This window comes from Paenibacillus sp. 7523-1 (genome assembly GCF_002276415.1).
GTDB lineage: Bacteria > Bacillota > Bacilli > Paenibacillales > Paenibacillaceae > Paenibacillus > Paenibacillus illinoisensis_A.
The window spans coordinates 578,587-593,191 of record NZ_NPBR01000005.1; the positions used below are offsets into that span (position 1 = coordinate 578,587).

At 47.9% G+C, this 14,605-nt stretch carries 11 protein-coding genes; 4 read left to right on the forward strand and 7 right to left on the reverse strand.

Translation table 11 applies throughout. The features are described from left to right. Nucleotides 1-41 precede the first annotated feature (41 nt). The 5 genes from CHH60_RS05985 to CHH60_RS06005 form a co-directional block, all read right to left on the reverse strand. Entirely contained in the window at nt 42-2,249 is a 2,208-nt protein-coding gene (locus CHH60_RS05985) for a DEAD/DEAH box helicase (RefSeq protein WP_095358368.1), read from the reverse strand. Continuing rightward, complete coding sequence (locus CHH60_RS05990; RefSeq protein WP_095358369.1) at nt 2,246-3,589, reverse strand: ATP-binding protein; 1,344 nt, start codon at nt 3,587-3,589, stop codon at nt 2,246-2,248. The genes CHH60_RS05985 and CHH60_RS05990 overlap by 4 nt, the downstream gene beginning before the upstream one ends. Nucleotides 3,590-3,596: 7 nt before the next feature. Then, a complete protein-coding gene (locus tag CHH60_RS05995; RefSeq protein ID WP_176475994.1) occupies nt 3,597-5,186 on the reverse strand; it encodes a TerB N-terminal domain-containing protein in 1,590 nt (529 codons plus the stop codon). Between the two features lie 206 nt (nt 5,187-5,392). Continuing rightward, nucleotides 5,393-7,933 (reverse strand): diguanylate cyclase domain-containing protein, encoded by a 2,541-nt coding sequence (locus tag CHH60_RS06000; RefSeq protein WP_095358371.1) that lies wholly within the window; start codon nt 7,931-7,933, stop codon nt 5,393-5,395. Between the two features lie 92 nt (nt 7,934-8,025). After that, nucleotides 8,026-8,619 carry a biliverdin-producing heme oxygenase gene (locus CHH60_RS06005; protein WP_095358372.1) on the reverse strand — a complete coding sequence of 198 codons (594 nt, stop codon included), beginning with the start codon at nt 8,617-8,619 and terminating at the stop codon, nt 8,026-8,028. A 422-nt stretch (nt 8,620-9,041) separates the two neighbouring features. Between CHH60_RS06005 and CHH60_RS06010 the strand changes: the two genes are divergently transcribed. The 4 genes from CHH60_RS06010 (at nt 9,042) to CHH60_RS06025 (ending at nt 11,763) form a co-directional block, all read left to right on the forward strand. Beyond that, nucleotides 9,042-9,839, forward strand: coding sequence for a Nif3-like dinuclear metal center hexameric protein (locus CHH60_RS06010; protein ID WP_095358373.1), 798 nt, complete (start codon nt 9,042-9,044; stop codon nt 9,837-9,839). 251 nt (nt 9,840-10,090) lie between these two features. Continuing rightward, complete coding sequence (locus CHH60_RS06015; protein ID WP_095358374.1) at nt 10,091-10,516, forward strand: DMT family transporter; 426 nt, start codon at nt 10,091-10,093, stop codon at nt 10,514-10,516. A gap of 45 nt (nt 10,517-10,561) precedes the next feature. Next, nucleotides 10,562-11,260, forward strand: a complete 699-nt coding sequence (locus CHH60_RS06020) for a Crp/Fnr family transcriptional regulator (RefSeq protein ID WP_095358375.1) — start codon at nt 10,562-10,564, stop codon at nt 11,258-11,260. 14 nt (nt 11,261-11,274) lie between these two features. Then, nucleotides 11,275-11,763: a DMT family transporter gene (locus CHH60_RS06025; protein ID WP_441339379.1), complete on the forward strand. Its 489-nt coding sequence runs from the start codon at nt 11,275-11,277 to the stop codon at nt 11,761-11,763. An 87-nt stretch (nt 11,764-11,850) separates the two neighbouring features. Here CHH60_RS06025 and CHH60_RS06030 read toward each other — a convergent pair whose 3' ends face one another. Together CHH60_RS06030 and cysI are read right to left on the reverse strand one after the other, a co-directional pair. Continuing rightward, nucleotides 11,851-12,567 carry a YebC/PmpR family DNA-binding transcriptional regulator gene (locus CHH60_RS06030; protein ID WP_095287765.1) on the reverse strand — a complete coding sequence of 239 codons (717 nt, stop codon included), beginning with the start codon at nt 12,565-12,567 and terminating at the stop codon, nt 11,851-11,853. Between the two features lie 288 nt (nt 12,568-12,855). After that, nucleotides 12,856-14,577 carry an assimilatory sulfite reductase (NADPH) hemoprotein subunit gene (cysI, locus tag CHH60_RS06035; protein ID WP_095358376.1) on the reverse strand — a complete coding sequence of 574 codons (1,722 nt, stop codon included), beginning with the start codon at nt 14,575-14,577 and terminating at the stop codon, nt 12,856-12,858. Nucleotides 14,578-14,605 lie beyond the last annotated feature (28 nt).

Here is a 14,605-nt window from a genome sequence, read left to right on the forward strand (position 1 = left end):
GACAGCTAGGGGTATCGAAGAATATCATCCACGGCGTTATCTCATTCAGGAGATTCCCAAGCCAGCGTTTGTTCCAAACCCTCCTGTAAACCTTGCAGATCCAAGCCATCCACGGCAAAAGCTTCCCGGATCAGTGCCGGGGCCACAAATTCATCGTATTTGCCTAGATACGGGGCCTCGTCTTCCGCCAGCAGTCCTGAAGCATCCTCAACGGTTCGGCATTCGCTCATAATCTCTGCCAGTAGTGTTCGTGCATCCACTTTACCAGAGACGACAAAATAATAAGGCTCCATGGGCACGACAGACCGCAGCGCAAATCGATCGGACAGATTATGCTTCATCAGTCGTTCCAGTGTACGAAACGATTTGCTTCCCACCCAAGGGAGAACATACAGGGAATCACCACCAGCCGGAATAACCACCTGCTTCAGCAATCCGCTTTCCCGAGCCAACCGGCGTGCACGCTCCAAGCGATTCACTGCTTGTGGAGACAGATAAGGATAGATCACTGAATCCGACAGAACCTCACGCATTTTCTGAATGACCAGCGTATGAATGTCACCCCCCGCTCCTAGCCATAGGGTGTCCACTTTGCCTTTGGCCGCCTTCACATATACGGCTTTGTGTTTATGATCCACTTCTTCGACTTTCCAAAGCTTTCCTGCAAGGGAAAAGCAATAGCCTGGCGGTGGAACTGTCGTTATCGAACCGATTTCCTCTGAACCATTCAGCACCTTGTGTTCCTCATCATCTTTGAAAACCGCGTAAAAGCGATAATTATTCACCGTTTTCTCGCCAGTGAGCCCAATGATTAATGTCTGTTCCTCGGTCCACTGCAGATGATCAGTTTCAATCAGATAATTTAAGAATGTTTGGTACTGATCGGGCTGGATCTGACTGAACGGCGCAAGTGACAGCACGGCATACGCGAGTTCGCGAGGCTCTGCCTCCCCCATACTTTTCAGCATGCTCATCGTCTGATGGTAGAGAACACCCATTGGCATTTTGCGAGCCTCAAGCGGTTCGACCCATTTGGTCTTCACATACAGTTCTATGACAGCAATCGCACGCAGCAGCGTCCATGGCATGCGAGCTGGAAGCTGCGCTTCTTCATCCTCTTCTTCCGGACAAACGAATAACATTTCCGAAGCCATGTCATCCCGTCTTCCTGACCTTCCCAGACGCTGGACAAAACTCGAAGCACTGTAAGGGGCACCGAGCTGCACAACCCGTTCCAATTCACCGAGGTCAATCCCCAGTTCCAATGTTACCGTAGCCGCAGCTACTGCCGGACCTACCCCGGTCCGCAGGGCCGCCTCCGTCTCTTCGCGAAGCATGGATGATATGCTCCCATGATGCACATGAAATACATCCCTTTCTTCCCGGCGTGCAGCGACTCTTCTCATTTCAAGGATGGTCACTTCGGCATCCGTTCGGCTGTTGGTGAAGATTAGCGCCTTTTTACGATGGGTACTCTCATAGATGAAATCGTAAAAGGCCTTGCGTGCGTTGTGCAGATGTTCAGCCTGCTCCTCATCCCGGGCATCCGGAAAAGAGAAATGCTCCACCCGCAAGCGCAGCTTGCGGCCACCTGGAGAAGACACGACATCTACCCCTTCCTGCGTTCCTGCTGCCAGCCATGAAGTTGCTGCCTCATAATCACTCAGTGTCGCAGATAATCCAACTCTGCGGGGTCTGCAGCCAGCCATCCGCTCAATCCGGGCCAGTTCACTTAATACCTGAATTCCCCGATCTGCTCCCATAAATGCATGGACCTCATCAATAATAACGTACCGCAAATCATGAAACAGCGCTGGTATGGCATTGGGACGGTTCATGAGCAATCCCTCGAGCGATTCCGGTGTAATCTGGAGCACGCCGGACGGATTTCGCACCAATCGTGTTTTTTCCGCTTGAGGCACATCCCCGTGCCAGTGCCACACCGGTATGTTGCCCTCAGATAGCAGATCCTTCAGGCGCTCGAATTGATCATTGATCAGTGCCTTAAGTGGTCCGATGTACAGAATGCCCACTGATTTGGAAGGACGTTCATACAACTCGGTCAGTGCTGGAAAAAAGGCTGCTTCCGTCTTGCCTGATGCCGTTCCTGCCGCGATCAGCATATGATGCGGGGTATCGAAGCAGATATGACAAGCCTCAATCTGTGCAGGGCGAAGCGAATCCCATCTTTTTTTATATATAAATTCCTGGACAAAAGGCGCCAGTCTGTAAAAAGGATTGTCCCTCATAATTCAAATTCCGCCAGAAAATCGTCCATCTCATCCGGAGCAGAAGATGATGCATTTCCTTTTCCGCCATCCTGTGGCCCGGCTGCCCGCTCACCAAGCAATTGGGCATAGGTCACTTCCGGATTCTGGTGGAGCGTATGCAGTACATCCATAAAATCTCGCACTACTTCACGGGTTGTTAACAGCTCATCCGCCCCGAGACGGTTCACCGCCGTTTGCATGAAATCAACCAGATCTTCATCCGTCAAGCTGGCCCGGTAACCAAAATGAAGGGCATGAATCTGACGCAGCTTCTGCAGCAGGATGAGAATCTCTTCATGAGATAACATCGCAAGCTTTAGAATAGGCCCTGTGTAATTCGCATATTCTCTCGCTGCATAACGACCATCGATCAGTCTGGAACGAAGCGCCTCATAACTAAACAATCCGCGCCTCTCATCCTCTACAAATTGCGGCGTACCGCCAACAAAGATGCCGAGGTGCTCCGCCTTGCCCTGCATCGTGTCATTAAACATGGTCAGCAATTTCTCATAATTGCTTTGCCGAGAGATGCTATTTGTGATCTTGTACAGATTCACCGCTTCATCAATAAAGAGCAGTAATCCTTTATAACCTATACGTGCCGTAAACTCCGACCATAATTTGAAATAATCATACCAGTTGTCATCATCGATGATCACGCCGACAGCAAGTTCCTTTTTGGCTTCCGTCTTGGTGGCATACTCCCCTCTTAGCCAGCGAAGCGCAGCCTGTTTGCGATCATCATCTCCCAGCTTGTATCCGTTCCAGTACGAAGCAAGAACTTTGGCAAAATCAAAGCCATGCACCAGGTTCTGCATTTCGTTCGTGACCGCGTATATCTGCTTCTCTACCTCTAACGGCAGGGCAGGATCATCAGGTCGCAAACCCTGGTTCTGCATCGTTTGCTGTTGCAGGGCAGCAATCCACTTTTGCAGAATCGGTTCAAGTGCTCCACCATCCGGACGTGTGCGCGTGGACAGACGGGTCATCAGTTCTCGGTACGTTGCGAGTCCTTGACCTTTGGTACCTACCAATCTTCGCTCTGGGGACAGGTCTGCATCTGCTACAACGAACTCCCGGTCCATCGCATAGTTCCGAATCATTTGTAAAAGAAAGCTTTTCCCGCTGCCGTACCTTCCTGTAATCAGTTTAAATGCTGCTCCGCCTTCGGCAATGTTATCCAGATCACGCAATATCGCGTCCACTTCGGGCTTGCGGCCGACGGCAATCTGCTCCAATCCAATTCGCGGTACAACACCCGCTGTCAATGAATTCACCAGCGCAGTGGTCAGCCGTTTCGGTATTTTTAGTTCTGTCACTGTCCTCTCACCTCGTCACATGTTCAAATACATTCATATATTCAGAAACAATCCGGTCACTGTCAATCAGTAGGTCACCAATCGTTTCCATGGCCAGATCGTTAATTTCATCAAGCAGAAGTGCAGGCATTGTTCCATATTGCTCAGCCACAAGGTTCAGTTCAGTATCTGGGTGCTCGCCGAGCAGAGCATGAATGGCCAGCACATGCTGAGGAGCAAGCTGGTCCGCCAAGTGGAGCCATTCTTCATCCAAATCCCCGGCAATCGCTTCCTCCCACTGCAAACGGACTGGCTTATCGTTCGGTGCGACGGGCTCGGAACGTTCAGCTAACCCCTCATCAGCCTCTGGTTCGAGAGAGTGATCCTTATCCTGTTCGGTCATGTATTTCACGGTATCGTTCGCTTCTCTCTCCACCGCAGCCTGATGTTCGAAGGGAGGCGGTTCATGTCCCCTGTCCACATCTTCCTCAATCGTTAAAGCCTGGCGGACATATTCGCTCTCCTGCTGTAATGACGTCAGTTTCTCCGGATCAATTCGAATCATTGGTTTCTCGGCGGCTTCTGCTTGTTTAGCAGCATATACCTTGTCCAAATAACGTTCGATCAAGCCTGCGAGTTCAGGTTCCAGAGTCTTTCCACGCAATCGGCCTCTGAATCCGAGCAGTTCCCGGCATTTGTTTTCGGTACAGCGAAAGATGCGTGTAACCAACTGAACAAAATCCGAATTCTCTCCAACCGGAACATAGGATAAGGGAACCGTTTTCCCATAAAGGGTATCGTCATATACCGCTTTGCGAAAGAGCACCCGCTCCGTTGTTCTCGGCTTACCCTGTATAAACTGGTTCGCGATCCCTTCCTGACGTGTTCGCAGCAGATAGGAATCGACGAGCACCATAACCTTGGGGATAACCTCTTCCAGCACTTCCTGGCCGCCATCCCTATAAAATTTGCTGAGCGTGATGTCATAGTCATAATATCGACGCAGCAGATTCAACGAAACGTCGGAGATTCGATTCTGCAAAATCCGCTGCATCTCCATATCCTGTATCTCAGCGGGAAGATATCCGCTTGAAATGTCGAGAATCTCGGACAACGGCATATCCAGTTGATGAACCAGCGTGTAATCCACAAGCCATTCCTGCATATACATGTCCAGCTGCGGATTCCGGACACGGTAATGTATCCATAACTGTTTCAGTTGATCGAAACCCGCTTGAGGATCTCTCCACCCTACGCCGTTAATCAATTCATACGTATGAACGAATACGTAGGACAGATCTGTATCCGGGAAACGTCTTTGCCTCACTTCCGACCTCCAGTACAAGTACCACTCGCGCTGGGACTCGTTCATGACACCATAAGTCGGCCAGTAGCTCATAAAAGGAACAAACGGAGCAGGTTCTCCCTCCACTTCTTCAAGCTGCCGTGCCTCTTCCACGAATCGCTTCTCCGAAGACAATATGCTGCCGCCAGCACGGCTTGAATGAAATTGCCTGTGGGGAATGGTTGAACGTTCAGGCACCGGAATAGCCGAGGCTTCTGGCTCTTCGGTCAGATCGATCTCCATAAATTCCAACTGTCTTGAATGATCTTTCATTGAAACTGTTTCACCATCCTCCATCCTTCATAATACGAACAAGTGTATCCATATGCATCATTATAGCACTTGTCCTGTGACAATGGCGATGAGAATGCATTTTTCAAAAAAAGAAAGAATGGCGTTCAAACTGGCCTCCAGTTCAAACGCCACCCTATAATTGATCAACAGCCTTGCTAAAATGAATTTGTGATCCGTGAAGGATATCAGACCATAGTGATCCGATTTTTCCCTTCATTCTTCGATTGAAGCAATGCCTGCGTTCCCTTTTCAATTAAATCAGACACGGCCAGACTCTCTTCTGGCACCATGACAGCACCGCCCACACTGACGGTAACGACTTCATCCGGGCTGGACGGGTCCCGCTGAATTTGAAGAGCAAGTACATGTTGCCTGATCTCTTCTGCAAGCTGGTCAGCCTGTTCTGACGTTGTGCCCTTGAGTTTCAGTATGAACGTTCCTCCGCGCAGGCGGGAGATCAGCGCTTCATTCTGCTCACTAACGACAGCCAGCACTTCGCCTATCCATTGCAGGCAGAGATCTCCGCCCTGGAGACCGTAGGTAGCATTGTAGGATCGGAAATCGTCGATATCAATAATCAGCAGTCCCAGACTGCATTTTCCCTGCAAACACTCATCCCAATCTTCCTGAAGCTGAGATTTAAATATGGATTGAATTGGCATCTCCGTTAACGGGTCTGTATTAAGATAGTTTTGCAGCTGATTGGTTGTCTCCGTATAACGTTCCTGCTCGTGGTTGGATACTCCACTGTTCAGAACGACCATAACCGAAGGTTTGCCTGCGTGCATAACCGAAGCAAGTGTAACTTCCAGGAGCAGGGAAGCTCCTGCAGCTGTTGTGAAATAGGACTGATTTGTGTACAAACGTGTATCATCCAGTTTCAACTCTTCCAGATGCTGCTGCAAGACGGCTCTTGCATTATCAGGTACGAATTGGCTGAAGTCCATGCCGTTCAGAAGCTTGGAGTTTTCATACCCCAGCAGTTCTACCGCCCTGTTATTGCAGTATATAATTTTGCCATCCGTCAACGTAAAGAAGGCTACAGGTGAGAACTCCATGAGCTGCAAATAGCGTTGTTCATTTTGCCGCAAAACACGTGCATTTTGCAGCGCCTGTTCTTCGGCCTGAACCAGTTGATTTTCCGTTTGGCGGCGCACAATGCTTTTGAGCAAAGGCAGCACATTCAGCTCTTTTGTTGTCCATGGATAGGAGGTGGATTGTACAACCTCTCGCCATTTCTCAAATGATTTTCGCGGAGAGAGACGCACACCGTCATCGTTCTTTATAACTGCTTTGGCCGGATCCCCCGCCCAATCCACAAGTTGAATCACCTCAGGCCGGAACCAGATCATATAATGATGCTGCCCGGGTGAAATTGCAACATAGATTACACCCGACACTTTCTCCTTGTAGGCTAACGCAGGACTGTACTCCAAACTCAGCTTGGATGTATGGTAACTATAGTCCTCTGATTTACCCGCAAGCCAAGCGGCAAGCTCACGCACTTGTTCTCGTGTCGGTGTATCGCCATACAACATTAATTTGTCCTGATAGCAAATGGCAGCCCCGGAGGCACTCATGAGACCAAGTAACGTTTGCTCTTCACTCTGAAGCTCTTCCAGAATTCGGGCAAGGCTGGTATTCCCGATAAATATGCTGGAAACCCGGGAAGCAGCTTCCCGCGACCTGATCTCTGCCTGATATTCATCCAGCTGTTGTCGCTGGAACAATTCACTGGAGAAAAACGCACCCAGGAAGTTGCATAAGTTTCGTACACGATGAGGTACATATCTGGCCGAGTAATGATGGCATGTAATCAATCCCCACAGCTGATTGTCATGAATCAGAGAAATCGTTACTGTCGCCCCAACGCCCATGTTCTGTAAATATTCAATATGCAGTGGCGATACACTGCGCAGGACCGAAAGACTCAGATTGAGTGGTTTACCCGTCAAAGGCTGCAGTGTAGGGATGATCTCTACAGGTTTGTAGTTGACATTAACGATGGTACGCAGCCAGTTCCGCAAATATAATTCACGCGCCTGTTTAGGAATATCCGAAGCCGGATAATGATGTCCGAGAAACGGTTCTAGCTGTTCCTCACGCGCTTCGGCAATGACCTTACCATTCCATTGCTCGTCAAATTCGTAAATCATGACCCGGTCATAACCGAGCATTTCCTTCACTTGCTCCGCTGCAATCTGACTGGCCTCAATTCGGCTGTCCGTGCTCTTGATCCGTCCAAAAAAGCGTGAGATCCACTCAAAATCATTACCTTCCATCGTTCTGCTCTCATTGGAAGGCTCCATCTCTAGTATGAGCAAACCTTCGCTCTCATGGATCACCGACGTGAACACCTGATCATGTCCGGCGATGTTGATTGTGAGATCCATATATTGCAGATCTGAGGTTACAGAAGCACTGAAGCTGCGTGCAAGGATCTGGTGAAGACTCTCTCTGCCAATCAGATTTTCGAGAGGCAGACCGAGCACTTTATCGGCTTCAAGGCCGAGAAGCTCTTCTGTATTCTGACTGCATTGTACAATGGTAGGGACATGCTGGGTATTAACAGCCAGTAGTACACCATGAGGCTGAATGAAGCCGGGAATATGAATCGGTTCTTTATCACAATTGTTAAGATCTATAGGATCATTGGTGTACGTACCTTGATGAAGCAGCGTACGGTTAAGTAGATTATTATCTTTCCTGGACTTCGATTCGGCCATGGCCTGAAAATACCCCTCTCATGATATCCCCCATATATAAATTAAAAGGATTCCTTCATTACATAGATTTGCTTATTACTTATTTATATATCTCATTTGGTATTAATCCATTGGTCAAGCAGCCGGAAAGTTTCCGAAGCCGTATGAACCATTTCATTTTGTTCTTCCTCGCTGTGAGCGAATTGGACCAGCTGCTCCATGAATTCAGCCCATCTTGTTCTGGTCTCGGAACCATAAGCGTTGAAGTATTCAAGTCCGCGACCCGCATCAATCGGCAAAAACTGTGAAAGACGTTTGGTTATGATCTGACCTCCGTTGGTGGAACCTTCAATGACGTACAGATACCCGAACAATCGTGCAGGTGAAGATATATCCGGCAGTTCCTCACATCTTGGCAGCTGCTTGATCTCGTCATCACTGGAACCTAAATTACGCAGGTCGTTTTCAAGTAATGCAGCTTTCCCCCGAATCTCGTAGTCCAGTCCGGTGCTCTTCCAAAACGGCTGCTCTAGTGCATGTTCTTCCAATGGTTTTAAGAAGCCATAAAATTTCGCTAAATATTCCTTATACTCTTCTAAGCTCACGGTTTGATTCATAATAGCCTTCGCATAGTCGTTCTGTTCCACTTGTCTGTGATAATGAGCTGTCTCACTCTTCAGACGTTCCATAATGGTACTGGCTGTCATGTAATCATCACCTTTCTCTACTTCCTTTATCAAAAATTAAAACAAACAAAAACAACATGATGTTCAGTGCAGGTTACAATAGGTGCCCACTAATCCAGATAAAGATTCTATGTAAGTATACTTTTTCTCACAGAAGAAAACTACTTGTACCCCGTCCCGTTACCTTTGAAACGTTTTATACAGTTGTTAAAATACGTTCTCCCTCATATATGTAGTCCATTCTCGTTGTAATGCGAGGTAAAATGCCCCTACCATCATGTTTGCCGGGAGCCACCAGTAATTTAAATCTATTATTAACCTTGGTCAATCTAGCAGTGAAAAACACAACCCGATGTTTAGCAGTAAATCTACAATGGTTAATGCTGGAATATGATCAAAATGATACACTGAGGATATATTCTGTCATTGGAGGTATCGTATTCATGGAGGTACGTGTTCAAGAAATTATCGATCATATGACTGCTCATGTTGAATTGCAGGATAGCACCGTGGATCAGTTAATTAGCGGATCGATGGATCAACTCGTCACTGGTGTTGTTGTTGCATTCATGCCCACTCACCAGGTCATTGAACGTGCAATACAACAGGGAGCCAACCTGATCATCGCCCATGAGCCCCCCTTCTATAACCACCATAGTCATACGGATTGGTTAACCGAAGATACTGTCTATCAGACGAAGCGGAACCTCATTGATGAAGCCGGAATTGCCATTTATCGCTGTCATGATTCCATTCACCAAGTTCAACCCGACGGCATCACCGAAGGTTTAGTTCAAGCATTGGGATGGACATCCTTCCGTGAGCAAAGGAAGCCAGAAGCAGATATTCTTTCTTTTGATCCAGGTATGACGGTTCAGCAAATTGCAGAACATATCAAACATACACTTCAGATTGAATATGTGCGCGTTGCCGGTAACTTGGAGATGACTTGCCAGCGTGCAGCCGTATTGGTTGGTTTTCGCGGTAATGGGAATCTAACGATCCCCCTACTGCATAACGAACGATTGAACCTGATTATTGCAGGCGAAGGCTTCGAATGGGAAACACCAGAATACATACGTGATGCTGTACAGCAAGGCAGGCAGCAGGCTCTTATCATGATCGGTCATGCCGAAAGTGAGTCTTCCGGGATGAAACTCCTAGCAATGAAGCTGGATCAAGCCTATCCTGAATTACCTGTGACCTTTGTTGGAGAACAGCCTGTATATAACGTGCTTTAATTGATTTTGACTTGATCGCCGCCCTCTGCGAAGAGGGTTTCTTTTATTTCCTCCAAAACATCCTTAGTTGCTGTCTGACTGATTAAGCTTAGATTGTACGACCTCCACTTCGCTCACATGTGGATTTTTATGCTCCAATGTTGTACGCTGATTGCTATGGTTTTAGAGTTCAGGACATTTGTCCTTGGCGATCGGGGCACTTCTATCATTTAATAGAAGTCGAAGTAACACAGTGATAAGGAGCGTACAGCATGAAAGGAATTATTTTTGCATTACTCGGCGGTGCCTGCATTACGCTGCAAGGTGTAGCCAACACCCGGATTAGTACGGACATGGGTACATGGCAAGCCGCCACCATTACACAGTTTACCGGCTTTATCTTGGCAGCCATCATTCTGATGTTTGTCCGTGATGTCAATCTTCAGGGATTAAAACAAATCAAACCGTTATATCTCGCCGGAGGAGCTTTCGGTGCGGTTATTATTTTTAGTGAAGTGTCTGCCATTCAACAAATTGGGGTAACCTTCACGATCTCTGCCCTGCTGATTGCACAGCTGTTCCTGACTTTTCTGGTCGACAGCAACGGGTGGTTTGGAGTCGTGAAGCAGAAGATGAAGCTGCCGCAATTTCTAGGCATAGCACTCATGATTACGGGTGTTATTATTATGAAACTGTAGTTTCTTTTTAGTTTTCAAAAGAACAGGTCGGGGGAGAAGTACTTTATGGAAGAAATCCATGATGAAAATCAATTGTTATACTACTTGAAGCAGTACCAGCTCGAAACCGTATTTCCCGAACCCCTGCATCCATTGATGAACGTATGTCATTTTGAAAAATGTGAATTGATCTGCCGCCAAGGTGAAGCATCTGAATACTTATATGTACTGGTAGAAGGCAAAATCAAGATTTTTACGACGTCTGCCCAGGATAAAACACTCGTGCTCTGCTTCAAAACCCCACTTGAAGTTGTTGGGGACGTGGAGTATGTCCGGGAAAGTCATATCATTAATACCGTGCAGGCTGTCACACCTGTCGTCATGCTGCGTATCCACTACCGACACCTGGCCGAACTTGCCGGCGACTATGCCCCTTTGCTTAAATTTTTGCTAAAGATCATTTCTCATAAGTTCTACATCGATTCAAACTTCTCAAGTTTCAACCTGATGTACCCAGTTGAGGTGCGGTTAGCCAGTTACCTGCTGTCCATCTCCACCGAGGAGGCAGGTGCCGTCGTACATGAGGGACTGGATTCGTTCAATCTGACGGACATTGCCAATCTGATCGGCACAAGCTACCGGCATCTAAATCGGGTCATCCAAAAGCTATGTACGGACGGGTTCATTGAACGCAACCAAGGTTTTATTCAGGTCAAGGATCGAGCCGGTTTGCGTCAAATTGCAGGTCACAACATCTATGAATAAGGAGATTACAGCTAATGATTGTTACGGGTATTTTGCTCGCATTACTTGCAGGTGCACTCGTCAGTCTGCAAACCGTTTTTAATAGTAAAGTCAATGAAAAGACTGGGTCATGGTCCACGACGACGATGGTTCTTTTCACCGGATTCCTTGCCTCTTTCCTGATTTCGCTGCTGGTGGAAGGCAAAAACACGTTCAGCTTCCAGCATATGCAGCCATGGTACTGGGTAAGCGGTGCTATCGGGGTAGGCGTCGTATTCTGTCTCGTTCAGGGAATGAAGCTGCTCGGGCCTACCTTTGCCATATCCATTGTCCTGACCTCCCAGCTGAGTTTTGCTCTCTTGTTTGATTCGATGGGTTGGCTTGGGCTGGAAAAGATCCCCTTCTCCTGGAATCAGCTGCTCGGCGTGCTTGTAATCGTGGGGGGAATTGTACTATTCAAATTTGTCGGCAGTAAAAGCAATACAGCAGAGAAACCTCGTCGTGCTCTGCGGTCCAATTCTTAATTACACATGCAAAAAAAGAGTGTCTGACCATCAGCAAGATGGATTGGACACTCTTTTTCTTATAGACACAAGCATATGCATGATATCTTATACAAACTCTACGTTGTGGTACACTTGCTGAACATCTTCCAGGTCTTCCAGAGCATCAATCAATTTTTCGAATTGAGCCTGTGCATCCTCGGGAAGTTCGATATGGTTTTGCGCCAGCATCGTCAGCTCGGCTACGGTGAACTCAGTAACACCAGCAGCTTTGAAAGCTTCCTGAACGGCATGGAATTGGTCTGGCTCCGCATATACGATCACGGATTCATCCTCATCCACGATATCCCGCACATCCACGTCTGCTTCAAGCAGGATTTCCAGCACTTCTTCGGAGTTTTTGCCTTCTACACCGATGACCGCAGTTGGATCGAACATGTAAGCAACCGAACCGCTGACGCCCATGTTTCCGCCGTTTTTGTTAAACGCGGAACGAACTTCAGGCGCTGTCCGGTTCACATTGTTGGTGAGTGCATCCACGATGACCATCGCACCATTCGGTCCGAAGCCTTCATAACGCAGCTCTTCATAGTTCTCATCCCCGCTGCCTTTAGCCTTTTCCATCGCGCGATCGATAATCGCTTTTGGTACATTATACGTTTTCGCACGTTCCAGCACGACTTTCAGCGCACGGTTTGCCTCCGGGTCTGGTTCACCCTTCTTGGCAGCTACATAAATCTCAACGCCGAACTTAGCATAAACCCGGCTTGTATTTGCATCTTTTGAAGCTTTTTTTTCCTTAATATTATTCCACTTACGACCCATATCGTTTCCGCTCACTTTCAACATGTAATCTGCATTCTACCTAGTTATTATATCTTGTTGAGACTGCTTCAACAAGTTCAGTATGACGAAATAATGGTAATGTTTCATAGCAAACGGTCGTCAGATGCAGCCTGAAACGTCATTTGACCTTTCATTAACCTTTCGGCTCCCTCCTAAATATACTTTGATTTCCTAATGTATGAGGAGCTTCGCCGAATACCAGATCAATCAATAAATCTAGCACAAAGAGCATTCCCGCAGGAATGCTCTTCTAACAATCCGATTCAATCAGGCATGAAACTGCTGTCCATCCAGCACTTCAGGCACATAACCGGCACGAATAACAAAATCACCGAAATGTTCCCCTTCATGACGTTCTCTCGCATACTGATGCACCATCGGAGTCAACGTATTCAGGATCTCTGCTTCACCAATGTTTTCTTTATAGAGCTTGTTTAGACGATGCCCCGTGAAGCTGCCACCCAGATACATATTGTATTTGCCGGGAGCCTTCCCAATAAATGAAACCTCGGCGAGCATTGGTCGCGCACAACCATTCGGGCATCCAGTCATACGAATGACGATCTCTTCGTCTCTCAGCCCTGCTTCATCCAGAACAGGTTCCAGCTTGTCGATCAGGGACGGCAGATACCGTTCGGACTCCGCCATGGCAAGACCGCAGGTAGGAAGTGCCACACACGCCATGGAATTTCGGCGCAGAGCCGAATAATGAGCCCCATCCGTAAGATTATACTGCTGAATCAGCGCTTCGATTTTTTTCTTCTTCTGACTGCTGATGTCCCCGATAATCAGGTTTTGGTTGGCTGTCAGTCGGAAATCGCCACTATGAATCTTCGCAATTTCGCGCAATCCCGTCATAAGCGGATAGCCGTCGATATCTTTTACCCGTCCATTTTGGATAAACAACGTATAATGCCATCTGCCATTACTGCCTTTGACCCAGCCGTACCGATCTCCGTTATGATCAAAATGGTAAGCGCGTGCTGCTTCCAAGCTCCAGCCCAGGCGGTTCGTCAATTCCTCCACGAACCAGCCGAGCCCGCGGTCATCGATGGTATATTTGAATCGTGCATGCTTCCGTACTGCACGATCTCCATAGTCCCGCTGAATCGTGACCGTTTTCTCCGCAACATCAATCATTTGCTCCGGTGTGCAGAAGCCGATGACTTTGGACACTTGTGGATATGTCTTCGGATCACCATGCGACATCCCCATTCCGCCGCCTACCGACACGTTGAATCCCTGCAGTTTGCCGTTCTCTACGATGGCGATAAACCCAAGATCCTGTGAAAATACATCGACATCATTCGATGGAGGAACAGCAATCCCGATCTTGAACTTCCGCGGCAAATATACTTTGCCGTAGATTGGTTCCACTTCCTCGTCACTCGCTCCGGTATCGATCACTTTCTCCCCGTCCAGCCACAACTCATGGTATGCCCGAGTACGCGGATCCAGGTGGTTGCTCACTTGGCAAGCCCACTCATATACTTCTGCATGCACATCGGACTGATTCGGGTTCGGATTACACATCACGTTCCGGTTCACGTCTCCACATGCCGCAAGTGTGCTCAGCAGGGAGTCGTTCACTTCACGAATCGTATTTTTGAGATCCCATTTCAATACACCATGAAGCTGGAAAGACTGACGTGTAGTCAAGCGAATGGTTCCGTTCGCATATTTATGGGCGACTCGGTCCATCATGAGCCATTGCTCAGGAGTTACAATTCCGCCCGAAGCTCGTACACGCAGCATGAACTGGTAAGCAGGCTCAAGCTTCGACTTGTTTCGTTCGTTGCGCAGATCACGGTCATCCTGCATATAGCTTCCGTGATGCTTCATCAGCCGGTTGTCATCCTCCGGAATCGAACCACTAATACGGTCCGCCAGTGTTTCGGTGAGACTGCCGCGCAAGTAATCACTTTTGATCTTTATATCTTCCACATCACTGTTAGCGCGCTGCGGATTCAGTAAGTTATTATAAACCATGCTGCTTTCTCCTCTCGTCTCTGCGGGT

Bases quoted from the DNA above. Each gene is read 5' to 3' on its own strand.
- CHH60_RS05985 (WP_095358368.1), bottom strand. From the start codon at position 2,249: ATGAGGGACAATCCTTTTTACAGACTGGCGCCTTTTGTCCAGGAATTT.
- CHH60_RS05995 (WP_176475994.1), bottom strand. From the start codon at position 5,186: ATGAAAGATCATTCAAGACAGTTGGAATTTATGGAGATCGATCTGACC.
- CHH60_RS06000 (WP_095358371.1), bottom strand. From the start codon at position 7,933: ATGGCCGAATCGAAGTCCAGGAAAGATAATAATCTACTTAACCGTACG.
- CHH60_RS06005 (WP_095358372.1), bottom strand. From the start codon at position 8,619: ATGACAGCCAGTACCATTATGGAACGTCTGAAGAGTGAGACAGCTCAT.
- CHH60_RS06010 (WP_095358373.1), top strand. From the start codon at position 9,042: ATGGAGGTACGTGTTCAAGAAATTATCGATCATATGACTGCTCATGTT.
- CHH60_RS06015 (WP_095358374.1), top strand. From the start codon at position 10,091: ATGAAAGGAATTATTTTTGCATTACTCGGCGGTGCCTGCATTACGCTG.
- CHH60_RS06020 (WP_095358375.1), top strand. From the start codon at position 10,562: ATGGAAGAAATCCATGATGAAAATCAATTGTTATACTACTTGAAGCAG.
- CHH60_RS06025 (WP_441339379.1), top strand. From the start codon at position 11,275: ATGATTGTTACGGGTATTTTGCTCGCATTACTTGCAGGTGCACTCGTC.
- CHH60_RS06030 (WP_095287765.1), bottom strand. From the start codon at position 12,567: ATGGGTCGTAAGTGGAATAATATTAAGGAAAAAAAAGCTTCAAAAGAT.
- cysI (WP_095358376.1), bottom strand. From the start codon at position 14,577: ATGGTTTATAATAACTTACTGAATCCGCAGCGCGCTAACAGTGATGTG.